The sequence below is a fragment of the Prochlorococcus sp. MIT 1223 genome (assembly GCF_034092465.1).
GTDB lineage: Bacteria > Cyanobacteriota > Cyanobacteriia > PCC-6307 > Cyanobiaceae > AG-402-N21.
In genome coordinates, this window is record NZ_CP139303.1 from 1743816 (window position 1) to 1769570 (window position 25755).

Genomic DNA, 25755 nt, shown 5'->3' on the forward strand with positions numbered 1-25755 from the left:
AGACTCTAATTGGGAGTCGGATCAAATTCCCTTCTTTGTGCTTTGATTTCTTCTATTAGTTTTTGGATAGCAACCTCTACTTCTAATAATTTTGTTTTTCTTGTGGACCTTTCATACAATTCAACTTTATTAGAGATTGAGTCTCTACCCACTATTACTCTCCATGGGATACCTATTAAATCAGCATCTTTAAATTTTATCCCTGCTCGTTCATTTCTGTCGTCAAAAAGAACATCTATTCCGTACTCTTTAAAATTTTTATATAACTTTTCCCCACAAATCTTTTGATTTAAGTCTTTCATATTTGCAACTGTAACTATTACCTCAAAAGGTGCGATTGATATAGGCCAAATTATGCCTTGCTCGTCATTATTTTGTTCTACGGCAGCTTGAGCAAGTCTAGAAATGCCTATTCCATAGCACCCCATCCAAAATGGTTTTTCTATTCCATCTTTATTTGTAAAACTCGCATCTAACGATTGAGAATATTTACAACCTAACTGAAAAATATGACCAACTTCTATCCCTCTACATTCTTTCAAGACTTTGGTATTATCATGTACACATTGATCACCAGCTTTAGCCTTTCTTATATCAATAACTTCTGGTAAATTACCGATTAAATCCCAATTCACTCCTGCTCTATGTTCATCTTTTTTATTAGAGCCACAAACAAAATTAGTTAATTCAGAAGCTGTTACATCAGCAAGTCTAATAAATTCCCTATTCCAAGTCTTAGCACCTTTTAAGAAAGAGTTTTCCAAGTCAGGGCCAATCGAACCAAAAGGTAAAGGGTTCAAGTTTTCTTTTTTTAAATCATCATTTGTAATGGAAATAAGATCGATCAAGTTATCTTTTAAATGTTTAGAAATCTCATTACTAAGCTTGACTTCATTTAACTCTTGATCACCTCTAATACTTATTAAGATTGGTTGCCTACCCTTCTTCTTTAAAATGGCAAGCATTATAATTACCTTTACAATTTGTGATGGATCTATATTTTGCTTTATGCATAGGTCTTTTATAGATTTTTGATTTGGTGTTGCTATTATTTTAAACTCCTTATAATTACTCTCAATTGCTTTTGAATATTTTGAGATTGCTTTTTCTTGGTTTGCCGCATAAGTCTCATCTGAGCTGATTAAAATTAGATCTTCTCCTGATTCAGCAGTTACCATAAATTCTTGAGAAGCAGATCCTCCTATAGCACCACTGTCAGCATCAACAGCAACTGTCTTTAAGCCACATCGGTAAAATATTCTTTTATAGGCATCATTCATATCCTCATAAGTTGATTTAAGATCTAATTCATCTTGATGAAATGAATATGCATCTTTCATGATAAATTCTCTACTTCTCATGAGCCCAAACCTAGGTCGAATTTCATCTCTAAATTTTGTTTGTATTTGATAGAGATTTATTGGTAATTGTTTATATGAATTAATTATTTCACCGGTGATTGTTGTTATAACTTCTTCATGTGTGGGAGCTAATCCTAATTCTCTACCCTGCCGGTCTTTTAGATTGAACATTATTCCTTCTCCTGCAGTGTATCCCTCCCACCTATCGCTTCTTCTCCAGATGTCAGCAGGATGAAGTTGTGGCAAAAGAGTTTGAAGTGCACCTTTCGTATCCATTTCTTCTTGGACGATAGTTGTGATTTTTTGCAGTGTTTTCCACATTAAAGGCATATATGCGTAGATACCTGACGTAACTCTTCGAACAAAGCCCCCTCTTAGAAGCAACTGGTGAGAGACGATTTCAGCCTCAGCTGGGACGTTTCTCTGCGTTGACAGCATCATGCGCGAGACTCTCATGATTCTTTTCTTGGGGCCTAATTACCTATTTTCTAACAGGAAGAGTTTCGGAAAAACTCTTCGTATCTTTAATGCTTGTTCTCTTGGAGCTCATCTGCTAGGTTCTGACAACGATTTTCGAGAATTCAAAAAATTAGAATTATGTTCAATGGATCGTTACAAAATTCTAAAGATTATTCAGTTGATTTGGGGATAAATAACGAAATACAAGCTGTAATGGCTAGTTCTGATTCATTGATTGGGATTGAAGAAGTCCAGAAATCTTTAAATCGCTCTCGGGCTTCTGTCTATAGATATACGAATACTGACACGAGGAATATAAACCCAGCTTTTAATCCTAGGAAATTAAATCCTGAGTATAGGACGGATCAAAAAGATCCTCTTTTATTTCATCCAAATGAGGTTGCGCGATTTGCTAAAGATATTCTAAGAATAAAAGAAGTTAATGTTGAAGTATTAAACTCTCCATCAACGGTTACTCAAAATGTTCTGAATTCTATATTGGAGGAGCTAAGAGCAATAAGACTACATTTAGAGAGTAATTCAGATGGATCAAAGCCCATCTCAAGTACACAGGATATAAAAGATAGATCCGTCGCTTAAGATATTTAAATTAGTTAATTTGCGTAGGAGGCTTTTCTTCAGTGTTTAATAAATATTGATTTAATTTATCAATAAATACAGCTATAGTTATTATATTCTCAGTAATTAAATGATCTTTTGATGATTCTAAAATACTATTAGGAAGCCTTTGCGCTAAGAGGCCTTTTCTTGAAAAATTATTAACTCTTTTGCATTCGAAATCGATGGATTTAAGTTCTATTGCTCCTTCTCCATCAAAAGGGCTGGTTAATTTAATAGTTGAAATCCCCGCTGGAAGCAGGAATAAGTATGAATACTTTGAAGATGCTGGAGTAATGGCTCTTGATAGGGTTTTACATTCTTCCGTTCGTTATCCTTTTGACTATGGCTTTGTCCCAAACACTCTTGCGGAAGATGGAGCTCCACTTGATGCAATGGTAATAATGGAAGAACCTACTTTTGCGGGCTGTTTAATTAGATCTCGTCCTATTGGGGTTCTTGATTTACATGATACGGGTGCTTATGATGGCAAATTATTGTGTGTTCCGGTAGATGATCCTCGTCAAAAAGAGATAACGAGTATTCGCCAAATAGCATCGAGTCAACTTGAGGATGTTGCTGAATTCTTCAGAACTCATAAAAGTCTTGAAGGTAGAGTTATCGAAATAGATGGTTGGAGAGACTTTGATGAAGTTGATGAACTTTTAGAAAGATGTGTATTAGCTAACAATCAAAAGATTTAATTTCAATCTGACGATTCGATACAAACTATCTAAATGGTCTTTACAAAGAATGAGTATAATCTTTTGATTTTTTCTTTAAGCTTATAAAAAATGTGGGGGTTTGATTTGAATCCAAGTAAAACTGACGTCAATCAAGGAAAAGATTCTATTAGAGGCAAAAAGATGGAGAATACAAATATTTGGTTTGATTTTTGGATCCCTCTTTTTATTACATTAGGTTTGTACGTAGGCATTCGAAGTTATATAGCGGAGGCGAGATATATTCCGTCTGGATCAATGCTTCCAGGTTTACAGATAAATGATCGTCTATTAATTGAAAAAATAACATTTAGGAACAGAGTCCCTAAACGAGGTGAGATTGTGGTGTTTAACTCTCCTTATGCATTTGATGAAGAATTGTTGGCTAAACGCTCTAAGAGATTGCCTTCTTCTTTTAAATGTGTGGTTTCCAGCCTCCCTTTAATTAACTATTTTCCGAGCTTGGGGGATCCGGCATGTGATGCCTACATCAAACGTATAGTGGCGGTCGGTGGTGATCAAGTTTGGGTGAATTCAAAAGGTGAAGTTTCAGTAAATGGTCAGAAGTTAATAGAGCCATATGCTGCGAATTACTGTAGCTTCAACTTCTGTAATTCCCTTGATCTGGTGGTTCCAATGTCTCATGTATTAGTTTTAGGAGACAACCGAAGCAACAGTTGGGATAGTCGTTTTTGGCCTGGTGGCCCTCTTTTACCTGAGGCTGAGATTATAGGAAGAGCTGTATGGAGATTTTGGCCTTTAGATAGGATTGGAACTCTTAAGCATTAAGTCCACAATGGATTATTTTGCCTGTGATATGTTTGCCTTCAAATGGCTCATTGTTGATCCCTCTTGAGTCTTTTGGGTCAATAGTCTGAATCCATCTTTGATGTGGATCAAAGATTAACCATCTCCGACTTCCCTCCTCAAGAGATTCTTCAGGTAAATTAAGCATTCTTGAAGGGCCAAAGCTAAGAGCATTCCATAGTTGTTTTATTGTCCAATTTGAGTTGACGATTAATTCATTCCATAACGATGGAAGCACTAAGTGATGTCCACTAACTCCTAACATTCTTTCATTATGATTACCTTTGGTTTTAGAAAAATCTAGCGCTATAGAATTAACGGCTATGGCAGAAAGTGTACCTTCAAGGAACCCTTGCTTTATTCTAGCCCTATCTTTAGGATTCCCAAGTGAGGGTGACACCCTCCAACCTATTTCTGCTGGATTGAGATTGGAATTATCAGAAACAATATGCCACCAGTTCACACTTGTCAGAGGTTGATACTTACTTTCACTAATCATCTCAACTGCAGTAGCCGTTGAGATATTCATTAGTCTCAATAATATATCGGGAAACCTTTTTTGTAATTCAATTAGCTGACATAGAGGCATGGCTTCACTCTCAATTGGATCAGGAGGCCAGCCTGCTCTTAAGGTATCCACACCTTCCCTAACTATTCCGGTACCTTGAATTTCGATATCTCTAGGCGCAAGTAGTAAAGGGTATTTGCCTATCTCATTCGCTAACAAGCTTTTTCTTAATAAATGAATTGGTGGAATGTAGTCGTCTTCTGCAATGCCAATGGCTCCGTGTTCAATTAGGTCTTTATGCGATGAGAGCTCGATACCTTGCCCTCCCATGCTAAAAGCTCCCCATAAATGAATATCTACATCGCTAGAAGAGTCTTTGAAGTTTTGGAGTAACTCTGGCTTATCTCTCCAAATACTAGCTCTAGGAAGGAGTGCTAATTGCCCATAACCTGATTTGGCGGCTTTTTTTCTAAGACTTTTAAGAGATTCGTTTTTACCTGTAAGGGGATTAAGAAGAAATGAGTGAGGGTCTACTAAGCAAGGTGCTATTAAACTTTCAGGCAGTGCTTTCGCTTTAACGTTTTCTTTTTTTGCGAGTAAACGAGCTTGTTCCCCAAATGCTTTTATTTTGCCATTACTTATTAAAACAGCATCTTTAACTATAGGTTCATTTGATCCATAAAGAATTTGAATAGGATCAAATAAGTTCATGTTTTTCATTCTCTCATAATGCTCCTATCGCGGTTGTATCAATCACACCTCCTAGGTGTGAGGTAAGGTTGAGACATGTAACTATATGTGGCTGGTCGTCTTCGTTTGAGAGGTCAATAATTGTTATTCCTCCATTCCCTTGTTTTATCATCCATATATTGGATTCATTAAGTCCTAGAAGACGGCAGAGGATTGTTTTATTTACGGCATCATGAGCTACAACTAAAGCAGTCTCTGAGGGAGCAAGACTCTTGCAAATATCTTCTATGCATTTAATTGATCTATTCCAGACTTCTTGAATGGTTTCACCTTGAGGCATTTGTACTGTCTGAGGAGCTTGTTTCCATTGGCTTAACAACTTTGACCATTCTTGCATAATTTCTGATTCTAATTTCCCTTCCCAAAGACCATGCCCAATCTCAACTAAGTTATTTTTCAATTCAAGAAGTACTTTTGGATGAAATCTTAAAATAATTTCTGCGGTTTCTTTCGGCCTACTCATAGAGCTGCTAAAAGCCTTATCTATTTTTAGACCTTTTAAAAAAGAACTTGCAGCTAAAGCTTGCTTTTTCCCATTGCTATTTAAAGGAATATCAATTTGCCCCTGAAAGCGCCCCTCTAAATTCCAATTTGTTTCTCCATGTCTAACAAGGATTAAACGACTATTGCTTTTTTTAGGGGGGATTTTTGGAGTGAGGTGAGTTGTACTATTCAAACAGTTTATTTGGACTTCATAAGGGTTGGTTTTCTCTGAAAGTATGTCAATTATTGAAATTGATGCATTATCCATCTGAACTCTTCTAAATGCTAGTGGTGGATTGCCTAATAAATTAAGGAGAATGCATCTAAGAATTGCATTATGACCAACAATTAAAACAGTCTGAGTTTCTTCGGAAAAGTGATTTTTTAGTAGCTTTTGTAAGAAATTATTCGCTTGAAGCAATAAGTCTTCTATGGGTTTGTAGGTTGTTCCATCATTGCGTCTGAACACTAGCTCATTTGGATTCCTTTGCCACGTGAGATAGTCTTCGGGAAACCTTGTCTTGACTTCTTCTTTGGTGAGCCCAGTCCATGGGGCTAGATCAATTTCTAATAAGTCGTCTGTATAAATTGCATTATGATTGTCTTCCCGTTGGTTAAGAATCTCTTTAGTGGTTTCAACCGCTCTTTGTAGAGGAGAGCTATATACTCCTGCAAAAGGTGTATTGGATAGGTGTTTCCCCGTTTCAGAGGCTTGAAAACTTCCTTCTTCAGATAGTTTTGATAGATCGTTGCGTCCTTGGATGCGAAAATCCTTATTGAAGCTACTTAAACCATGACGGACTAGGAGAAGACGTAATGTCATTTGCAGTAGAGCTTAGATGAATGCAAAGGATTGATCATGATTAAAATTAATATTGATTCAGGCAAGAAAACAGTTCTTTGTTCATTCCCTTTCTTTAAATAAATCTTTATGAGACAAGTTCCTTCGGTATGGAAGCTTTTAGCAGCTCTTCTATCCCTTGTTTTGACAGTGTTTGTTTGGCAGCAAGGGTTAAAAGAAAGCTTAGATCGTCCTTCTGTGGCACCTAAGCTTTCTCTTCGTCAGCAGGAAATGGCTTTAGTGGCTTCTTGGTCACCCTCGATACCGGAATCTATAAAACCAGTTTTAGTTGGACTTAACCCAGAAGAAAGTTTAAAGCAACTTCTTCAGCAAATTCCTTTAAAAGAGTTAAAGGATCGAGATAGATTAGTTTTAGCTGCTCTTGAAAAACAGGAGGGAAAACGTCTTGCCCTCTTGGATTTTCCTTTGAATGTCCAGGCTTTTGCTCAATTTCAAAAGGACTTACAAAATACTTCTACTTTTTCTAGCTCACTGTTTCTAAAAGAAAAGGATCCATTTCTTTTTCAAATCGCTTGTCATTCCCTTGAGAGTGATTCAGCAGTTTGCTTTGATAGAAAACTATCAAATTCAATCGCTTTAAGATTGCTAGGTATTCAGGTCTTTCCCATTTTTGCAACAGGCTTAGGGGTGGTTTTATTGTTGCGGCAAGCTTGGATTGCTTTTAGGAACAACACCCCTGCATTGCCATACCTTTCAGAGATACCTTTGTCATTTGTTGATATGACTCTTTTAATTGCCGGAGGTTTTGTTGTCTTAGGAGAAATTATTTTACCTGCATTGATTGTCCCTTTGGTGTCCTCTCTCTCGAAGGGTTTATCTAGTCCAGTGAATGAATCTTTAAAGGTATTTATTGGTTATAGCGCAATGACAATCCCTCCTTTATTTATTTTGCGTCAGCAAATTAAAGGATTAAAGAATCTAGAGCGGCCTGTGGATGGATGGTTGCAATGGAGAGTATTCCCTCTTCTTAAAACTTTTATCCCAGCAATTAATGGATGGTTAATGGTGATGCCATTTGTTTTGTTAACAGGTTGGTTAATGAATGTTTTTGTAGGAGATCAAGGGGGTAGTAATCCATTGTTGGATCTAGTCCTGAGTAGTAAAAACTCTTTAGCATTATTCTTACTATTAATTACTACAGTTATTTTGGCACCTGTTTTTGAAGAGCTTATCTTCAGAGGAGCGCTGTTGCCTGCATTGGCTATGAAATTTGGACGTTATTGGGGGGTTATCATAAGTGCTTTAGTCTTTGCTCTCGCGCATTTAAGTGTAGGTGAATTAGCTCCTTTATTTGTCTTGGGAATTGGATTAGGAGTATTGAGAGTGAAATCAGGCAGGCTTTTTTCGTGTGCAATCATGCATTCTCTTTGGAATGGAATTACTTTTATAAATCTTTTACTATTAAGATGAAGATTATATTGCAAGATTGTAGAGAATTCTTGTCTATAGTCTTGCAATGATTTACAGGTGATGTTTCACTAAATATGTTTGCAAGTATTGGGTGCCAATTGCTAATCAACCTTATAAGATAAATATAGAAACAAAAGGGACAAAACTGATTTCAGGCCTTGTGGCTTCTAAATTATTCAAAAGGTCTTTATCTTCGAAGAAGCTTTCTCGTGACTTCCCTGTGCTTGCAGGACTTCACCGAATAACAGATGGAGCTCTAATAGGCTTTGCGTTTATTGTTGTTGTGATGTCTATTGTTTCTTTACATACACAACATCTTTGGACTCTCTCTTTTTCTAGATTAGAAGCTTCTAGAAGTTTAATACACAAACTTAAGGAATCTATTTCAGTACTTGAAAGTCATTTCCTCTCTTCTTCTAACTTATCAACTACTTTGATTGAAACTAAAACTTCAAATTTGGAGTATTTGGATAAGCCTGATATGAGTAGGCGTCTGCAAACTAATAACTCAAAAAAAAGGAGTTATATAAGAAGAATTACTTCTTTCCCTTTAAGTAATGGCTATTAACATTCCAAGTATATCTCAAGGGGGAACGAATGCATAAGAGAAAAATTCTACGTGCAATTCCTTTAAATCCAGTTCCTGCAATTAGGCTTAAGTTTGTTTTTGCGATCCTTTGCTTAGGTCTTTCTGGTCTAATGGGACGTATTGCATGGTTGCAAATTCTTCAGGCTCCTGATTTAGAAGCGCGTGCGCGTTCTTTTCAAACAGAAAAAAAATCTCCCTTAGGGACAAGGAGAGTTTTGATTGATAGAAGGGGGCGATTATTAGCACTTGATGAAGAGAAATTTACACTTTGGGCTCATCCTAAATATTTTCACTTTCTTGGAGATCCCTCTGATAAAAGAAGGACACCTAAGGAAGTAGCTCAAAGACTTTCAGGATTAATAAATGTTTCTCACGAAGACCTTATTTCTTTAATGGAAGGGAAGTCCTCTGGAGTCAGGGTTAAAGAAGGATTGTCTCCAGAAATTGCAAGACTTGTTGAACGTCTACAAATAAGTGGAGTAGATTTGGAAAGGTATCTTCAAAGGGTTTATCCTCAGGGAGACGCATTTGCAAATGTGATTGGGTTTTTGGATAGAGACCGAATCCCTCAAGCAGGATTAGAGCAGAGTCTTAATAAGCAATTTTTGCGTAAAGAGAAAGTTCAAACCTTGAGACGTGGTGGAGATGGCACTCCTTTACCTGATAAATTGGAACCTGGGATTTTTGATGATGACGACCGTGACTTGCAATTGACTATAGATACACGTCTTCAAATGGTTGCTTTAAGAGAATTAAATAATCAGGTTGAGAAATGGGATGCCGAAAAAGGTGTGGCAATCGTTATGGATGCCAATAATGGAGAAATATTGACTTTAGCATCGACTCCATCCTATGACCCTAATAAATATTGGAAATATTCACCTAAACTATTTCGAGAATGGTCTGTGCAAGATTTATTTGAACCAGGATCTGTTTTTAAACCTATTAATCTTGCGGTTGCTCTAGAAGAAGGTGTGATAAAACCTGATGGCACTGTTTACGATTCAGGAGTTGTACATGTTGGAGGATGGCCTTTGAAAAATTGGAATCATAAAGCAAATGGATTAATCGATTACGCAAAAGTGCTTCAAGTTTCAAGTAATGTTGGTATGGTAAATATTATGAAGGAATTAGATTCAACTTCATATTGGGAATGGCTACATAGACTAGGTATTAATAAGACTCCAGTCACTGATCTGCCAGGCGCAATTGGAGGACAACTGCGGGGGAAAGATATATTTATTGAGCAACCAATTCACAAAGCAGTTGCTTCGTTTGGACAGGGCTTTTCTATTACGCCATTAAAATTAGTACAGTTACATGCTTTAATCGCGAATGGAGGCAAGCTTGTAACTCCTCATATCACAAAGGGCTTTGTAGAAGTAGAAGGTTCAGAGAACATAGAGAAAGAATTTGTTGAAAGCAACCAATTCTTTAGCCCTGAAGTGACACAAACTGTTCTCTCTTGGATGGAGTCTGTTGTTGAACGTGGAAGCGGTAAAGGCGTTCAAACAGAGAGCTATCGAATAGGAGGAAAGACTGGTACAGCCGATAAGTCTGAGAATGGGAAAGGATATACATCAAAAATATGCAGTTTTGTCGCTATCTTGCCAGTCGAAAAACCAAAATACGTAGTCTTAGTTGCTGTTGATGAGCCGAAAAAGCCTTATGCTTATGGATCAACTGTAGCGGTACCGGTTGCAAAAAAAATTATAGAGAGCTTGCTGGTTTTAGAAAAAATACCTCCATCTCAGAATTAGACTTTTTTTCTGAAAAATTAATTTAGTTTTAACCTATAGATATAAGGATGAAAACCTAAAAGAATGGAGCTAGGTTACGCATAATTGGATATATATGTAATGGCTTCTCTTCTTGAGCAACTATCAGCAATGACAGTTGTCGTTGCTGATACTGGTGATTTAGATGCGATTAAAAATTTCAAACCAAGGGATGCGACTACCAATCCATCGTTGATTTTAGCTGCAGCTCAAATACCTTCATACCAATATTTAATTGATAAGGCTCTTTGTTCCTCAAGAAATAAATTGGGACAAAATGGCTCTCCTAATGAAGTAATTCTTGAAGCAATAGATGAAGTATGTGTTTACTTTGGAAAAGAGATTTTAAATATTATCCCAGGACGAGTCTCTACAGAGGTTGATGCTCGATTGAGCTTTGACACTACTGCAACTATAGAAAAAGCTAGAAAGATTATCAATTTATATAAAGAACTTGGCATCTCTAAAGATAGGATTTTGATAAAGATTGCATCTACATGGGAAGGGATTAAGGCAGCAGAAGTCCTAGAAAGAGAAGGGATTCATTGTAATTTAACACTGTTATTTAATTTTTATCAGGCTGTTGCTTGTGCTGAAGCAGGAGTCACTCTTATTTCTCCTTTCGTGGGACGTATTCTTGATTGGTATAAGAATGCAACTGGTAAAGATTTCTATTCAGGAGAAGATGACCCTGGAGTTATTTCTGTAACTAAAATATTTAACTATTTCAAGTCAAAGGGTTATAAAACAGAGGTAATGGGAGCTAGTTTTAGAAATATAGATGAAATTAAGGAATTAGCTGGCTGCGATTTATTAACCATTTCTCCAAAGCTTTTAGATGAATTGAAAATGAATGAATCATTATTGGTAAAGAAACTTGATGGTTTAAATCCATCTTGTTCAGATGATGAAATTAACCTTGATAAAGCTAGCTTTGAATTACTTATGGCAGGCGATCGAATGGCAACTGAAAAGCTAGATGAGGGAATAAAGGGATTTAGCAAGGCGATAGAATCCTTGGAGTTACAATTACATGAACGTCTTAATGTAATTGAGTCTGAAAAGAATGCTAATCTTGTTAGATGAAATTATATTTATGAAGCAAGACCTTCTTCTTAATTTAATATTTACTAGATTAGAAATTAATTTTTTTGGAGGATTAGTCTTCTTATAACTCTTTGAGCAATATCTTCATAGCTCATTTCACCTGAAAGAATCTCAGCAATTCTTTTTGGGGCTGTAGCTCTTTTAACTCCTAATTGATAACCAACTCTTGGAAATCTATAAAAAACCTGGGCTATTCTTTTCCCCCAAGCCATAGACTTCCCCCATTTTTTTTTAATAGCGTCACTATATGAACTTAAATCTTTAACTTCACCCTTTAACCAATAATTAAGGTGTTTTGCAGCTTCACATCCACTCATTAAAGCGGGTCTTAACCCTTCAGCCAGAAATGGGTCAGCTAGTGAGCCTGCATCTCCTATTAGAACGACATTATCGCCGTGAAGATTGCTATGTCCATTCCATATATTTAATAATTCTTCTTTTCTGATTCCGTCTGAAGATTCAAACCCAAGAGAGGGAAGCATTTTATTTAAAATATTTTCACTTTTAAGTATTTGATTTCCACCTAAGAAAGTTCCAATCCCTAAACTTACTCCATCATTTAAAGGAAAAGCCCAAGCGAATCCATGATGAACTAGTCCAAATTCAAATTTAGCTGCAGTTTTCTTTAAGTTTCCCTGTCCTTTTAATTGAATAGATATAGTTGAAGCACGGCGTTGTTTTTTGGGGCCAAGATTCAATAATTCAGGCCATGGAGAATATGACCCATCTGCGATTATTAATGTTTTCCCTTCTAGATGCAGGCCTTCTCCTGAAGTTACTCTCCAAATTTTCTTTTCAGTTTCAAGTTTAATTACATTGAAAGGTCTAATAATTTCTGCTCCTGCATTTGCGGCCTTGTCTCTAAGTAGCTCATCAAACTGTCCCCTTTGGACAATCCAAAAGGGTTCTGACTCAGATATGTCTGCAATTACTTGGTCAGAAAGATTCCAGGTAAATTGGACTTCTTTGATTACATTATCAACTGCTGGTTTAAGGTCAAAAGGAAACCATCTTTGTACAGATGACGCCATTCCAGCTCCACATGGGTTCGAAATGATTTCCGGGTTTTTTTCTAATAGGGCTACTTTATAATTTTCCGAAGCTAGTTTAAAAGCTGCTGTTGAGCCAGCAGGCCCTGCTCCAATAATCAGAACATCTTTAATTGTCAAACTTTTAGAATCTCTGATTCTTTATCGGAAAGATTTTTATCGACTTCATTTATAAACTTGTCAGTAATCTTTTGAATGTTTTCTTGCTCATCGTGGCTTTGGTCTTTCGATATCTCTCCGTCTTTTTCCGATTTCTTTATTCTTTCAATTGAATCTCTTCTTATATTTCTAAGTGCGACTTTTCCCTCCTCAGCATATTTTGAGGCAAGCTTACAAAATTCTTTACGACGTTCTTCTGTTAATGGTGGAATATTTATGCGAATTGTTTTCCCGTCATTATTCGGAGTAAAACCAAGATCACTAGTTGCGATGGCTTTCTCTATTAAAGGAAGGGATCCCATATCAAAAGGTTGAATAGCAATGGTTTGTGAATCTGGAGTCGTAATTGTTGCTAATGATTTTAATGGGGTTTCAGCTCCGTAGTATTCGACGCTAATGCGATCTAGAAGAGAGCTATTTGCTCTTCCTGTGCGAATGGTATTGAAATTACGCTGTGCTGCTTCTACCGATTTACTCATACTTATCTGAATTTCTTGATTAGTCATAGCAATTCCTTTTAAATAGTTGACTTGATTATGGTTAATAATTTAATTGTTTTTCAATCTAGTTGGAAATTCTAGAACCAATTGATGCTCCAGCTACTGCCTTTGAGATGTTGCCAGGCTGAAAAATATCAAACACTACGATTGGTATTTTATTATCTTTACAAAGTGCTATGGCGGTACTGTCCATTACTCTTATCTCTTTGCTGAGAACTTCTTGAAAAGTAAGGTTTTCATACTTAATTGCATCAGGAAAAAGTTTGGGATCTCGATCATAAACACCATCAACCTTTGTGGCTTTGAAAACAACTTCTGCATTAATTTCTGCTGCTCTTAATGCAGAAGTTGTGTCAGTCGTGAAGAAAGGGTTTCCGCATCCACCTCCAAACACGACTACCCTTCCTTTTTCAAGGTGCCTAATAGCTCTTCTACGAATATAAGGTTCTGCAATTTGCTGCATCTCTATTGCTGATTGGACTCTTGTTGGTACGCCAGCTCTTTCTAGTCCATCTTGAAGAGTGATTGCATTCATAACAGTTGCCAACATTCCGACATAGTCAGCAGTAGCTCGGTCCATCCCAGCGGCTGAGCCTTTAAGCCCACGGAATATGTTTCCGCCTCCGACAACAATTGCTATTTGCGTTCCAGTTGAAACAACTTTAGAAATATCTTCAGCAATTGATTGAACAATTGCTGGATCAATCCCATATGGCTGTTGACCCATCAGGGCTTCACCGCTGAGTTTTATGAGTGCTCTCGCGTAGGTCATTATTTATTTATATCTTAATGACAGTAGCAAGAGAGTTATAGACAGCTTTATTTCTGTATTGGTTTCTAGCTATTTGACAGGGAGTTCCTTTTGAAAACTTGATTGACTTTTCGAAAAACGTCGCCTTAAAGTGGTCGTTTTTTTGATAGGAAGTAAGTGCACAGAAGCTTTAGATGCAATTTTGAGATTTATTATCAATAATAGATTCCCTGTAATGTATTAGCTAAGACTTATCTAGGTGATCTGGGCTTTTGTTTAGGATCGAAGTTCTTTTTAGAGAGTTTTTTAGAAATTCTTGTTTAATACTCTATTCCTTCTTGTGCTTTAACACCTTGTTCTTTAAAAGGGTGATGAAGCAAAGTCATTTCAGTTACTAGATCTGCAGCATCAATTAAATCTTTTGTAGCCCCTCTCCCAGTTAAAACAACATGATTTAAATAGGGTCTATTCTTTATACCACTTAGTACTTCTTCAGATGAAATATAACCAAGTTTTATAGCAATATTTATCTCATCAAGAATTACTAACTTGTGTGATTTTGATTTTAAATAACTAATTGATTTTTTCCAAGATTCTTTTACTAATTCTTTATCCCTATTTCTATCTTGTGTCTCCCAGGTAAACCCTTCTCCAAGTGAATGCCAATTTAAAGAGTCCCCAAAAACTTTTAAGGCATTAAATTCTCCAGGTATCCAGCCCCCTTTTATAAATTGGATAATAGCCACCTTGTGCCCATGGCCAAGCGTTCTTAAAGCTAGACCAAGCGCAGCAGTGGTTTTTCCTTTGCCATTTCCAGTAAAAATAATAATGAGGCCTTTTTCTTTATTTCTTATCGCAACCCTCTGCTCTTGAATCTCTTTGCGTTTTTCCATTCTTTGGCGATATTTATTCTCATCGATTCCTTCGTTTAAATAACCTCCTATTCCAATCTTAGATGAACTTTCATCAAGACTCTTAAGATTGGAGTTTTCTTGATCAACTATGGGGTTCATTTTGCGAAACTTTTTAGATAAAGGAAAAATGATTAACCTATATTTAAAAGTTTATTTGTTTTTGGAGAATTTAACGTTATTAGGTTCTTTCTAGATAAAGCGGTATCTACAGCTTGTTGTTGGTCTCGTCTAGTTATCCAATGATGGTAGGTTCGATTATGAATTGATACTGAGTGACCCATCATTCTTGCTGAAACAGTGTCGGGTAATCCTATATGTACAGTTCTAATGGCCCAGGCATGCCTGAGATCATAAGGTTTTATTGGTAAATTATATCTCTTAAATTGTTCAGAAACTCTTCTTCCAACTTGCTGAAGGGTTGTTTCGTTTAGATCAATATTAATGTTTGGTAATGAATTTTTATCCTCGGCTAATTCTGATAATCCAAAAAAATCTACCCATTCAGGATGAAATGGCCAGACTTGATGTTCGCCAGTCTTTGTGGTTGGTAATACTCTCAAAATATGATCTCCATTAATTAAAAGTGAAGAGTAATCTGAGAAAAAGACCTCATGATTTCTTAGCCCATATGTCGCCATTAGTCCATAGACTAATTTCCATTTGTGATTGGGAATTAATTCTGATATCTCTTTTATCAACTCATCATTGGGCAACTCTCTGAAATTATATTTTTTTAGACCATAACCTGAACCAAGAGCTTTCCAATTACTAGGTAAATCTAGATTCAAGTACTTTGCAAATACATTTAGCGTGGACGCACATTGCTGTCTACTTCTACTACTTTCTCTATAACTTTTTAGAGTTTGGCAAAACATATCTGAATTCAATTCTTTGCTGCCGCTGATCTCCTGAAGTCTTCTTAAATAAGGTTTATAGGCATAATCCCATGTACTTTTTTTACTTGATTGTAAAATGCTTTGACTCTGATTGAAGAAAACTAATTTGAAATCATCAATTTTTTTGATAAGGGATTGATTCTTTATTTCTTTTCTTGATTTATTGGATTTCCAGTTTTTCCAATTAAATTGCCCATGATGCAATTGAAGAAGCAAAAGCTCCAATAGCTTTTTAGCTTTTGAAATACCTTCTTTGTTTGCATTTAACCCAAGACTGATTCTTTGATCTTTAATTTCCTTTGGTTCATCACTTATTGGTAAAGGTCCTCTGAAATTTAGAGAACTTCCTCTCTTCTCTAAGCGAATTTTAATGCCTTTTTCAATTAGGCCTTTGTTGATATCTTCAATCTCCTTAACAGCTTCCATATATATAAGAATTAAATGTTGTCTTGATGGATTTCTCTCTCTCTTATAACAAAAACTCATGCAAGTGCATATTTGTAAAAGAGATTTTTTTACTTGCAGGGAATTCACGATTATTTGAATTCATCGTCTCAATAAAGGTTTATTTCGCTTTGAATATAATTTGATAGGCGCCTAAAGTACTATTTTAACAATTTTTCTCGTTGGCTAGAAGTTTTAAGGGGTTAATCTGAAGTGATTAATACCAGCCTTTTTTAATGAAACGTGTTGGCGTCCTTTTGATAAATCTTGGAGGACCTGAACGAATAAAAGATGTTGGACCTTTCTTATACAATCTTTTTTCTGATCCAGAAATAATCCGATTACCTACTCCTGCTTTCCAAAAGCCTTTGGCATGGGTGATTAGTACTCTCCGAAGCAAGAAATCTCAAAAGGCTTATGAAGCTATAGGTGGAGGATCTCCTTTGAGAAGGATCACAGAGCAACAAGCAAGAGAGTTGCAAAGTGAGCTTCGTCAAAGAGGACTAGATGCAACAACTTATGTGGCCATGCGCTATTGGCATCCTTTTACTGAGTCAGCTGTGGCTGATATGAAAGCCGATGGGATTTCTCAAGTCGTTGTTCTTCCTCTTTATCCTCATTTTTCAATAAGTACTAGTGGTTCAAGTTTTAGAGAGTTAAGTCGCCTTAGAGAATCTGATGCGGAATTTAAAAAGTTGTCTATTCGATGTATTCGTAGTTGGTTTGATCAAGCTGGGTATATAAAAGCGATGGCGGAGTTGATAGAAAAGCAAATATTAATGTGTGATTCACCGAACAATGCCCACGTTTGTTTTACTGCTCATGGGGTACCTAAAAGTTATGTTGATGATGCAGGTGATCCTTATAAAGATGAAATTGAAAATTGTTCATTATTAATAATTGATCAACTGGAGCAATCTCTTGGTTATACCAATCCATATACTCTTTCTTATCAAAGTAGAGTTGGTCCCGAAGAGTGGCTTAAACCTTACACGGATGATGTCTTGGAAAACTTAGGAAGATCAGGTACTAGGGAATTAGTAGTTGTTCCGATTAGTTTTGTTAGTGAGCACATTGAAACATTACAAGAAATAGATATAGAATACCGGGAGATAGCTAATAAATTTGGGATTACAAAGTTCTTAAGAGTTCCAGCTTTAAATACATATCCAATGTTTGTAAAAGGTCTGGCAGATTTAGTTATTTCATCTTTAGAAGGCCCTGAAATCACTCTAGATGAGGCTTCAAAATTGCCGGACAGAATTAAGTTGTACCCTCAAGAAAAATGGCAATGGGGATGGAACAATAGTTCTGAAGTATGGAATGGCAGAGTTGCAATGATAGTGTTTTTATTTTTCTTCATGGAATTTATAATTGGGAAAGGCCCACTTCACAATTTGGGTTTGCTTTAAATATTTTCTATTGTTAATTTATTATTTAGGCCACAATTAATCATTTATTGGTATTTCCCTGATTATTTATTTCATATCTTTGAGACAGTTTCTGCGATTTGGATTAAGATTTAGTCTTAATAAATTGAATTTACATTGCCGTGACCCTGACTTCTGCGCCTATGTCTCTAGGTGATTCAGGCGGCAAAGATTATTCTCGAATGTTGGGGGCTGATGCTCTCATGGATGCCTTGCGGAGAAACGGCGTTAATACGATCTTCGGATATCCAGGCGGTGCAATTCTCCCTATTTATGATGCGGTTTATAAGGCTGAAGAAGAAGGATGGTTGAAGCATATTCTTGTTAGACATGAACAAGGAGGAGCTCATGCTGCAGATGGTTTTGCAAGAGCAACAGGAAGAGTAGGAGTTTGTTTTGGCACTTCAGGCCCTGGAGCGACAAATCTTGTTACGGGAATAGCTACAGCACAAATGGATTCAGTCCCTTTGGTAGTTATTACTGGTCAAGTACCCAGGCCTGCTATTGGAACTGACGCTTTTCAAGAGACAGATATTTTTGGAATCACTCTTCCCATTGTTAAGCATTCTTGGGTGGTAAGAGATCCCTCGGAAATTGCTTCAGTTGTATCCCAGGCTTTTTTAATAGCTTCTTCTGGTAGGCCTGGTCCTGTCCTTATAGATATTCCAAAGGATGTAGGACAGGAGCTTTTTGAATATGTTCCTGTTGAGCCGGGAACAATTATTCCCGCTGGATTTCAGGTGCCCTCTCTTCCTGACGAAAGCTCTATTAAAGAAGCTCTAGAACTAATTGAGAAAGCTGAAAAGCCACTTCTATATGTTGGAGGAGGAGCTGTATCTGCTGGTGCTCATAATGTTCTAGCGGCTATTGCTAATAGGCACCAGCTTCCAGTTACTACTACTTTAATGGGTAAAGGATCTTTTGATGAGAGAGACCCTTTGTCTGTTGGTATGTTGGGGATGCATGGAACGGCATATGCAAATTTCGCTGTTACTGAATGTGATTTGCTAATTGCGGTTGGGGCTCGCTTTGATGACAGAGTTACTGGAAAGCTTGATACTTTTGCTGCAAAAGCAAAAGTAATTCACTTTGAAATAGATCCAGCTGAAATAAATAAAAATAGATATGCAGATGTAGCAGTTCTTGGTGATGTTAGAAGGAATCTAGAACAGTTGCTTGCAATTAGTAAAAAGAAAAAAATTAAACCAATTACTTCTAAATGGTTGCATCAAATTGATATCTGGAAAACTAATTATCCATTAACAAAGCCTCCTAAAGAAGGTGCAATTTTCCCTCAAGAAGTATTACTAGAAGTAAGAGACTTGGCACCTAACGCATTTATTACGACTGACGTAGGTCAGCACCAAATGTGGGCTGCTCAATATCTTCGTAATGGGCCTAGGCAGTGGATTAGCAGTGCAGGTTTGGGAACTATGGGGTTTGGAGTCCCAGCTGCGTTAGGAGTTCAAATTGCGTTACCTAAGGAGCAAGTTATCTGTATAGCTGGTGATGCAAGTATTCTTATGAATATTCAAGAGTTGGGTACAATTTCTCAATATAGATTAAATACAAAAATAATTATCATCAATAATCATTGGCAGGGAATGGTTAGACAATGGCAGGAAAGTTTTTATGAAGAAAGATACTCTGCTACAGATATGACAAAAGGAGAGCCTGATTTTATGTCTTTAGCCAAATCTTTTGGAATTGGTGGCGTATTAATTAGAGATAGGAAAGAATTAAGGGAAAAACTTTTAAATGCATTTAATGAAGAAGGACCAATGCTTATTGATGTCCACGTTAGGAGAAATGAGAATTGTTATCCAATGGTTCCTCCTGGTAAAAGTAATGCACAAATGGTTGGGTTGCCTTCTAACAAAGATATTCTTATGAAAAACAATAAGAAATGTCAGAAATGTGATATTGAGCAGTTAAATAGTGATTATCAATTCTGCCCTGTTTGTGGAGAATCTATTAAATGAAGTTGTTAATTCCTTTCTTAATATTAATATCTTCTTTGATTTTAGTTCCTTTAAATCTTATTGCGGCAGAGGTCCTTAATATAAGTAATTCAACCACTTTGTTGATCGGAGATCATAACAGGAATTATACAGTTCAGATTGCTTGCTTAGCAGTAGATCCTTCTCAGGAAAAAACCGTAATAGGATTCCTTGAAGCTAGTTTGCCAAGACATTCTAAAATTAATTTAAAACCTAAAGGTTCAGATGATGGAGTTTTAATTTCGAACATTATAAAAATAGGTCCAGACTTAGATATTGCCGAAGAAATTGTTTCGCGTGGATTAGCGTCGTCTACTTGTTGAGATTCCCCGAGATAATACAACTCCATTGAAATAATTTCATTTTATCTCTTCTCCAGGAGTAAAATAGTTCTTCATCTAAGAATGTACAATAATTACTAACCGTAATATTCTCTCCTGTTATTCCTTCTTTAATTAATTGCTTGTAGGCAAATTTCTTTAGATCAACCAATATATCTCCTTCTTTTAATTTAAATAGATCAGACTTGATTGATAAATTAATATTTTTTTCGTTTATACTCCTAAGTAATAGGTGTAAGACATCGTCTTTAACTGTATATTTTGAAAGACTAATTGAAGGACCAAGTGCAACGATTAAATTTTTTCTTTCTGATCCACTTAGTTCTAATTCTTCTATTGTTTGTTTTATTATTTTATTGCAAACACCTTTCCATCCTGCATGAGACGCTGCCACATCTCCTGTCTTTGTGTCAGCAATGAGAATAGGAATACAATCTGCAGTATATATCCATAAGCTTTGATCTTTTATATTGCTGCTGATAATTCCATCTGCTTGCGTTAAATTAAATTCATTTAACTCTGTTGTTTTTATTACCTTTTTACTATGAACTTGATTTAATTGATGAATTGAACAACAATTAGATATCTTTTTAATTAATTTATTTGGTTTAGAGCTTTTATTCAATCTTGTATAGAAAGCATGATTAAACTTATATTTTAAAAATAGTCGCGATTGTATATATTCGTTTGTTTTTGTTATTAACCATTCATTCTTTTTCATCCTTTTAGTTGAAAGTTAGATCTCGCATCATCAAAAAAGCAGTGAAATTTTTTTCATTAGGAGTAGCTTGTACCGATATAAATTGAAGTCCATTAGCTTGCTCTTTGGTTTTTGAAAAATTTTTATTAGCAAATTCTCTTGTTATTAAGTCCATATCAGTAACTAGCCAACGCTCATCTTGGCCTGCTTCAAGAATTAATTGAGACTGCTCTTGTATTAAAAAAACTGGTTCTAGTCCTCCCAGCCAAGCTGCTAAAGCCAGAGCTCTTGATTTACTAAAGAGTCTTATTCCAGGTATCTCAATTTCATTATCAATGCTTTCTTTTATAGGAAGAAGACTACTGAATTCAATAGGCCATTGATCGGCTTCTCTTAGAACTCCTACTGGAAGTGTTGACAAACTCCATGCATCTCCTCTTACAGCTTCAGGTAAGGGGATTGGTTGATTACTTATAGGAGAAAAAGGAGGAGCTAAAGGTCCTGCTATATATCCAGGTTGTTTTGGATAAATTTCTATGGATCGTTTAGCCAACCAGTCAGAAAGAGAATATGTACGACGGCTAGACACTGGATCTATGTTTAGCTTCTCTGAAGCTTTTTGAATCATTGTTCTCATAGAAGGTCTCCAAAATCTCAACTTTGAGGGCCTTGCCCAGCCTTCTTCCTGTGCTTGATTTATTGCATCTTGCATAGCATTAGCAAGCCAAATGGAATTAACTTCAGCTGCAGGGCAAATCTTTTCCCATTGAAAAGGCTTTTCTCCAGAAAAATTTTCCGTGCTTGATATAAGTAATTCCCAACGTTTTTTCCCATCTGATTCCATTACTGGACGTGAGTAAAAATCCAGTTCCCAATCTGCTTCTTTAAGGGTGTTCTCTGTTAGGAATTTGCTTGCAGTCATTCTGAGCTGCTTATATCTTTATTTTTAATTATGGTCTGAGCTTTTACTGCTCTTTCTTTCGCTTCTGACATTACTTTTTCTTTGTCTGAAACAATCTCCCCAGGTGGGCCTTCAAGCAAAGCTGTGTTTAACCCAATCCTTGCTCTCCGGGGATCAAGATCAGTAATGAGAGCTTTAATAGGATCACCTTTCTTAAATACTTCAGATAGAGATCTTATGCTTCCATTCGTAACTGCAGTGTGATGGAGCAAGCCACTTACTCCTCCAAGTTCAACAAAGTAACCGTAAGGTTTTGTTGATGCAATTTTACCTTCTACAAGTTGGCCAACTTCTAAGTCAGCAAAAAGTTTTACTATTCCCGCTTTTTTTTCAGACAAAACAAGTTTTCTTGAATCAGGATTAACTTCGAGGAAAGTTACCCCAAGAGTTTTCCCCACAAGTGATTCATGCTTATCTCCCTCTTGTAATTGAGAGCGAGGGATAAATCCTCGTAAACCTTCTAAGTCGCATGTGACTCCACCACGATTAAAACCATTTATCTTCACTTGTAAGACTTTCCCCTCTTTCTCAAGAGATTTAACATTTTCCCAGCTTTTTCGTAAGGCAAGGGCTCGGCAGCTAATAGTTACCATTCCATCAGCATTTTGTTCCCTTGTTACAAGAACTTCGACTTCTAAACCCTTTGGAAATTTCTCTTTAAGACTAGTTATTACACCTAGTCCACACTCTTTCTTTGGCATGAAACCTGGTGCTTTACCACCTATGTCTACATAAATCCCATCACTCTCAACTCCAATAACTTTTCCTTTTGCTATTTCTCCGGTGTTCCCAATTGGCTCATTTTGATCAAGTGCTGCTAAGAATTCGTCTTCATCGAAATCAAAATCATCCACACTTCTTGAAGCGAATCCCAATTGGTTTTGATCGTTTTGTCTTTCCCTAGAGAGATTTGCTTCGTTAATTTTCTCTTCTTGCCCTAATAGATCTTCCATCGTTATTCCCATCTCAGGATCTAGACCATTTTTTTCGCTTGGAACAAAACCTTTTAATGGCGGTGTAATCCCTTTTGGTGATGTAGGAGGGGAGATTGAACTAGCATTTTGCTGATTAATATTTAAATCATTAGTTTTTTTCTCGTCTTGAAGTTCTTCATTTTTTTTACTTATGTGCATTACTTGCAAAGGCTTTCGGGGAGAATTTGCCGAAAGTCTTGGAGGTGTAGCTTTTTGGGGCTTCGGACTATCTGATCCGGCCATAATGCCCTTAGGTTCGTCAATGAGTCATTCTTACAGGGAATCTGAAGTTGTTAACAGTCTTGGAACAAATGTCATCTAGTTCTTCTTCTCGCAGATTTGATGTTCTTAGTTGGACTAAAGCCTCAGAAGCCTCTTCCAGAGAGGGTTCTACACTTGTATGGCCTTTCGGCGCTTGTGAACAGCATGGTCCACATTTACCTTTAATTACTGATACTTATTTTGCGAAAAGCATTTTAGTTAGCGTCTTAGAACTTTTACCTAAGGATTTACCTATTTGGATGCTCCCACCTCAATCAATAGGATTTTCTCCTGAGCATGCTTCTTTTAAAGGAACGATTTCATTGTCAGCAGATTTAATGCTTCAGCTGATTACTGAAGTGGGAGAACAAATTTCCGCTATGGGTTTCAGGAGACTTGTCCTTTTTAATGCTCATGGTGGACAAATTGGATTATTACAAGCTGTTGCACGTCAATTGCGAGTTAGATGTCCATCTATGGCTGTTTTGCCTTGTTTCTTGTGGAGCGGGGTTAATTCTTTAAAAGATTTAATTCCAGATAAGGAGGTTGAAGAAGGATTACATGCAGCTTTAGCCGAAACAAGCTTAATGCTTCATTTGAATTCCCAATTGGTTGGGCAAGAAAGGCCTATTGATGGAATCGTTCAAGAAAAATCAGATAAAAATATCCTTATGGCCCCTAAAGGCTGGAGCTTAGAGGGAGCTGCTCCTTGTGCTTGGCTTACAAAGGATTTAAGTAATAGCGGAGTAATCGGAAATAGTACCGAATCAAATGCTGATCTTGGTGAAAAGATTGAGAAAGCTTTGGTGGAGCACTGGGTGGGGCTATTTTCCAGCTTGATGGAAAGTGAATGGCCACCAATTAAGTAAATAAATATCTTTAAGCACTACTAAGTTGTAGTATCTTCCCTGCAAATTTCTAAGTAATTCGGTAGTATCCCTCAAATAGATTAATTTTTAGCTTAAATCCATGGCTTCCCTTGCACCGACCAAGGTAGATATATCTAAAGAGATTGCATGTAACTCTGCAGCTCTTCCTGATTTCACGACAGTTGAATACAAAGATGCTTATAGCAGAATAAATGCAATTGTTATTGAAGGTGAAAAAGAGGCTTATGACAATTACATATCAATAGGTACTCTCATTCCAGATAATGCTGATGAGTTGAAGAAATTAGCTGTTATGGAAATGAAGCACATGAGAGGGTTCACAGCATGTGGCAAAAACTTAGGTGTAACCGCTGATATGCCTTTCGCTAAAGAATTCTTTTCAAAGCTTCATGGAAACTTCCAAAAAGCTTTATCAGAAGGGAACTTAACTACATGCTTACTAATACAAGCAATATTAATAGAGGCGTTTGCTATATCCGCTTACAACGTATACATAAGAGTTGCTGATCCATTTGCGAGAAAAATAACCGAAGGTGTCGTAAAAGATGAATACCTGCACCTCAATTATGGTCAGACATGGTTAAAGGAAAATTTGGATACTTGTAAAGATGAATTAATAAAAGCAAACAAAGAAAATCTTCCTCTTATTAAGTCTATGCTTGATGAAGTGGCTAAAGATGCTGAAACTCTTCATATGGACAAAGAAGAATTGATGGAGGAGTTCATGATTGCGTATCAAGACTCTTTGATGGAGATGGGATTGGATAATCGCCAGATAGCAAGAATGGCTCTAGCTGCAGTGGTTTAATTTCTTTAATTGATATGGCTAGTTGAATTCTATCTTTCAAAAAATATTTATATAGAGTTACCTGATCGGGGAATAATATCTTTTATGGGACCCTTGTGAACTAATGTTCAAATCCCTAGGGATTTTTTAGTTCCAACTTGAGATTATTTTTCTAGGAAATGTTTGGATTAATAGGTCATTCAACAAGCTTCAAAGACGCAAGGCGTAAAGCCATGGAATTGGGATATGACCATATAGCAGAGGGGGATTTAGATGTTTGGTGCACTGCCCCGCCTCAACTAGTGGAGTATGTGAAGGTGAATAGTGCTACAGGCAAAACTATTGAGGGGGCTTACATTGATTCATGTTTCGTTCCGGAGATGCTTTCCCGTTTTAAGACGGCTAGAAGAAAAGTCTTGAATGCTATGGAATTAGCTCAGAAAAAAGGTATAAACATCACAGCTTTAGGCGGCTTTACCTCAATAATTTTTGAAAATTTCAACCTTTTGCAGAATAAACAAGTTAGGAATACAACTCTTGACTGGGAAAGGTTTACAACAGGCAATACTCATACTGCTTGGGTGATTTGCAGGCAACTTGAGAAAAATGCCCCTTTAGTAGGAATTGATCTTAAAAAAGCTAAGGTTGCTGTCGTCGGAGCCACTGGTGATATAGGTAGCGCGGTCTGCAGATGGCTTTCTCAACGTACGGGCGTTGCAGAACTTCTACTTGTTGCAAGACAGCAGAAACCACTTCAGGAATTGCAATCAGAACTCAATGGTGGTTCTATTTGTAGCTTGGAAGAAGCTTTGCCAAGTGCGGATGCAGTTATTTGGGTTGCAAGTATGCCTAAAACTTTAGAAATAGATTCTTCAAAGTTAAAAAATCCATGCTTAATGATTGATGGTGGATATCCCAAAAATTTAGATGAGAAATTTTCAGGAGAAGGAATTCATGTTCTTAAAGGTGGAATCGTTGAATTCTTTAAAGATATTGGATGGAGCATGATGGAATTGGCAGAGATGGAAAGGCCACAGAGAGAGATGTTTGCTTGTTTTGCTGAGGCAATGCTTCTTGAATTTGAGGAGTGTCATACGAATTTTAGTTGGGGACGAAATAACATCACTCTTGAAAAAATGGATTTCATAGGCAAAGCTTCTGTTAAGCATGGCTTTTCAGCTGTTGGATTGAAAACCCAAATTCAGGCAGCGGTTGTCTGAAGTTATCTTTTTCTAATTTTTAAA

At 36.7% G+C, this 25755-nt stretch carries 24 protein-coding genes; 13 read left to right on the forward strand and 11 right to left on the reverse strand.

The annotated features are described in order from the left end of the window. Positions 1 to 5 precede the first annotated feature (5 nt). Positions 6 to 1817 carry a proline--tRNA ligase gene (locus tag SOI85_RS09450; protein ID WP_320664135.1) on the reverse strand — a complete coding sequence of 604 codons (1812 nt, stop codon included), beginning with the start codon at positions 1815 to 1817 and terminating at the stop codon, positions 6 to 8. Positions 1818 to 1958: 141 nt separating this feature from the next. Between SOI85_RS09450 and SOI85_RS09455 the strand changes: the two genes are divergently transcribed. From SOI85_RS09455 to lepB, 3 genes are all read left to right on the forward strand, one after another. After that, entirely contained in the window at positions 1959 to 2420 is a 462-nt protein-coding gene (locus tag SOI85_RS09455; RefSeq protein ID WP_320664136.1) for a resolvase, read from the forward strand. A 203-nt stretch (positions 2421 to 2623) separates the two neighbouring features. Further along, positions 2624 to 3142: an inorganic diphosphatase gene (locus SOI85_RS09460; protein ID WP_320664137.1), complete on the forward strand. Its 519-nt coding sequence runs from the start codon at positions 2624 to 2626 to the stop codon at positions 3140 to 3142. Between the two features lie 105 nt (positions 3143 to 3247). Then, on the forward strand, positions 3248 to 3949 hold the full coding sequence (gene lepB / locus SOI85_RS09465) for a signal peptidase I (protein WP_414477791.1): 702 nt from the start codon (positions 3248 to 3250) through the stop codon (positions 3947 to 3949). Here lepB and SOI85_RS09470 read toward each other — a convergent pair. Then, on the reverse strand, positions 3939 to 5186 hold the full coding sequence (locus SOI85_RS09470) for a dihydroorotase (protein WP_320664138.1): 1248 nt from the start codon (positions 5184 to 5186) through the stop codon (positions 3939 to 3941). The genes lepB and SOI85_RS09470 overlap by 11 nt on opposite strands. A gap of 13 nt (positions 5187 to 5199) precedes the next feature. Further along, on the reverse strand, positions 5200 to 6531 hold the full coding sequence (locus tag SOI85_RS09475) for a histidine phosphatase family protein (protein ID WP_320664139.1): 1332 nt from the start codon (positions 6529 to 6531) through the stop codon (positions 5200 to 5202). Between the two features lie 108 nt (positions 6532 to 6639). Between SOI85_RS09475 and SOI85_RS09480 the strand changes: the two genes are divergently transcribed. From SOI85_RS09480 to SOI85_RS09495, 4 genes are all read left to right on the forward strand, one after another. Next, positions 6640 to 7980, forward strand: coding sequence for a CPBP family intramembrane glutamic endopeptidase (locus tag SOI85_RS09480; protein ID WP_320664140.1), 1341 nt, complete (start codon positions 6640 to 6642; stop codon positions 7978 to 7980). Between the two features lie 91 nt (positions 7981 to 8071). Continuing rightward, positions 8072 to 8548 (forward strand): hypothetical protein, encoded by a 477-nt coding sequence (locus SOI85_RS09485; protein ID WP_320664141.1) that lies wholly within the window; start codon positions 8072 to 8074, stop codon positions 8546 to 8548. Positions 8549 to 8577: 29 nt separating this feature from the next. Next, on the forward strand, positions 8578 to 10329 hold the full coding sequence (locus SOI85_RS09490) for a penicillin-binding protein 2 (protein WP_320664142.1): 1752 nt from the start codon (positions 8578 to 8580) through the stop codon (positions 10327 to 10329). 99 nt (positions 10330 to 10428) lie between these two features. Then, positions 10429 to 11433, forward strand: coding sequence for a transaldolase (locus tag SOI85_RS09495; RefSeq protein ID WP_320664143.1), 1005 nt, complete (start codon positions 10429 to 10431; stop codon positions 11431 to 11433). Positions 11434 to 11489: 56 nt separating this feature from the next. Here the strand turns inward: SOI85_RS09495 and SOI85_RS09500 are convergent, their stop codons facing one another. From SOI85_RS09500 to SOI85_RS09520, 5 genes are all read right to left on the reverse strand, one after another. After that, complete coding sequence (locus SOI85_RS09500) at positions 11490 to 12623, reverse strand: NAD(P)/FAD-dependent oxidoreductase (protein ID WP_320664144.1); 1134 nt, start codon at positions 12621 to 12623, stop codon at positions 11490 to 11492. After that, on the reverse strand, positions 12620 to 13168 hold the full coding sequence (gene frr, locus SOI85_RS09505; RefSeq protein WP_320664145.1) for a ribosome recycling factor: 549 nt from the start codon (positions 13166 to 13168) through the stop codon (positions 12620 to 12622). The genes SOI85_RS09500 and frr overlap by 4 nt, the downstream gene beginning before the upstream one ends. Positions 13169 to 13226: 58 nt before the next feature. Beyond that, positions 13227 to 13934 carry a UMP kinase gene (pyrH, locus tag SOI85_RS09510; protein WP_320664146.1) on the reverse strand — a complete coding sequence of 236 codons (708 nt, stop codon included), beginning with the start codon at positions 13932 to 13934 and terminating at the stop codon, positions 13227 to 13229. Positions 13935 to 14233: 299 nt separating this feature from the next. Then, positions 14234 to 14926, reverse strand: coding sequence for a cob(I)yrinic acid a,c-diamide adenosyltransferase (cobO, locus tag SOI85_RS09515; protein ID WP_320664147.1), 693 nt, complete (start codon positions 14924 to 14926; stop codon positions 14234 to 14236). Between the two features lie 32 nt (positions 14927 to 14958). Next, the gene (locus tag SOI85_RS09520; protein ID WP_320664148.1) at positions 14959 to 16257 is read right to left on the reverse strand and encodes a site-specific integrase; all 1299 of its coding nucleotides are present in this window, start codon (positions 16255 to 16257) and stop codon (positions 14959 to 14961) included. 146 nt (positions 16258 to 16403) lie between these two features. Here SOI85_RS09520 and hemH point away from each other — a divergent pair, with 146 nt between their 5' ends. From hemH to SOI85_RS09535, 3 genes are all read left to right on the forward strand, one after another. Then, positions 16404 to 17579: a ferrochelatase gene (gene hemH, locus SOI85_RS09525; protein ID WP_320664149.1), complete on the forward strand. Its 1176-nt coding sequence runs from the start codon at positions 16404 to 16406 to the stop codon at positions 17577 to 17579. A 140-nt stretch (positions 17580 to 17719) separates the two neighbouring features. Then, positions 17720 to 19579: a biosynthetic-type acetolactate synthase large subunit gene (gene ilvB, locus SOI85_RS09530; protein ID WP_320664150.1), complete on the forward strand. Its 1860-nt coding sequence runs from the start codon at positions 17720 to 17722 to the stop codon at positions 19577 to 19579. Then, complete coding sequence (locus SOI85_RS09535; RefSeq protein WP_320664151.1) at positions 19576 to 19920, forward strand: nuclease; 345 nt, start codon at positions 19576 to 19578, stop codon at positions 19918 to 19920. Before ilvB ends, SOI85_RS09535 begins: the two co-directional genes overlap by 4 nt. On the opposite strand, the gene pgeF is transcribed toward SOI85_RS09535, so the two are convergent. From pgeF to SOI85_RS09550, 3 genes are read right to left on the reverse strand one after another with little or no spacing between them, the layout of a single operon-like run. After that, entirely contained in the window at positions 19910 to 20659 is a 750-nt protein-coding gene (gene pgeF / locus SOI85_RS09540; RefSeq protein WP_320664152.1) for a peptidoglycan editing factor PgeF, read from the reverse strand. The two genes, SOI85_RS09535 and pgeF, sit on opposite strands and share 11 nt — an antisense overlap. Positions 20660 to 20663: 4 nt before the next feature. Continuing rightward, the gene (locus tag SOI85_RS09545; RefSeq protein WP_320664153.1) at positions 20664 to 21560 is read right to left on the reverse strand and encodes a Tab2/Atab2 family RNA-binding protein; all 897 of its coding nucleotides are present in this window, start codon (positions 21558 to 21560) and stop codon (positions 20664 to 20666) included. Continuing rightward, positions 21557 to 22816, reverse strand: coding sequence for a S1 RNA-binding domain-containing protein (locus tag SOI85_RS09550; RefSeq protein WP_320664154.1), 1260 nt, complete (start codon positions 22814 to 22816; stop codon positions 21557 to 21559). Before SOI85_RS09550 ends, SOI85_RS09545 begins: the two co-directional genes overlap by 4 nt. A 68-nt stretch (positions 22817 to 22884) precedes the next feature. Here SOI85_RS09550 and SOI85_RS09555 point away from each other — a divergent pair, with 68 nt between their 5' ends. From SOI85_RS09555 to SOI85_RS09565, 3 genes are all read left to right on the forward strand, one after another. Then, the gene (locus tag SOI85_RS09555) at positions 22885 to 23703 is read left to right on the forward strand and encodes a creatininase family protein (protein ID WP_320664155.1); all 819 of its coding nucleotides are present in this window, start codon (positions 22885 to 22887) and stop codon (positions 23701 to 23703) included. Positions 23704 to 23803: 100 nt separating this feature from the next. Further along, on the forward strand, positions 23804 to 24532 hold the full coding sequence (locus SOI85_RS09560; protein ID WP_320664156.1) for an aldehyde oxygenase (deformylating): 729 nt from the start codon (positions 23804 to 23806) through the stop codon (positions 24530 to 24532). Positions 24533 to 24690: 158 nt separating this feature from the next. Then, complete coding sequence (locus SOI85_RS09565) at positions 24691 to 25731, forward strand: long-chain acyl-[acyl-carrier-protein] reductase (RefSeq protein ID WP_320664157.1); 1041 nt, start codon at positions 24691 to 24693, stop codon at positions 25729 to 25731. The last annotated feature ends 24 nt before the right edge of the window (positions 25732 to 25755 follow it).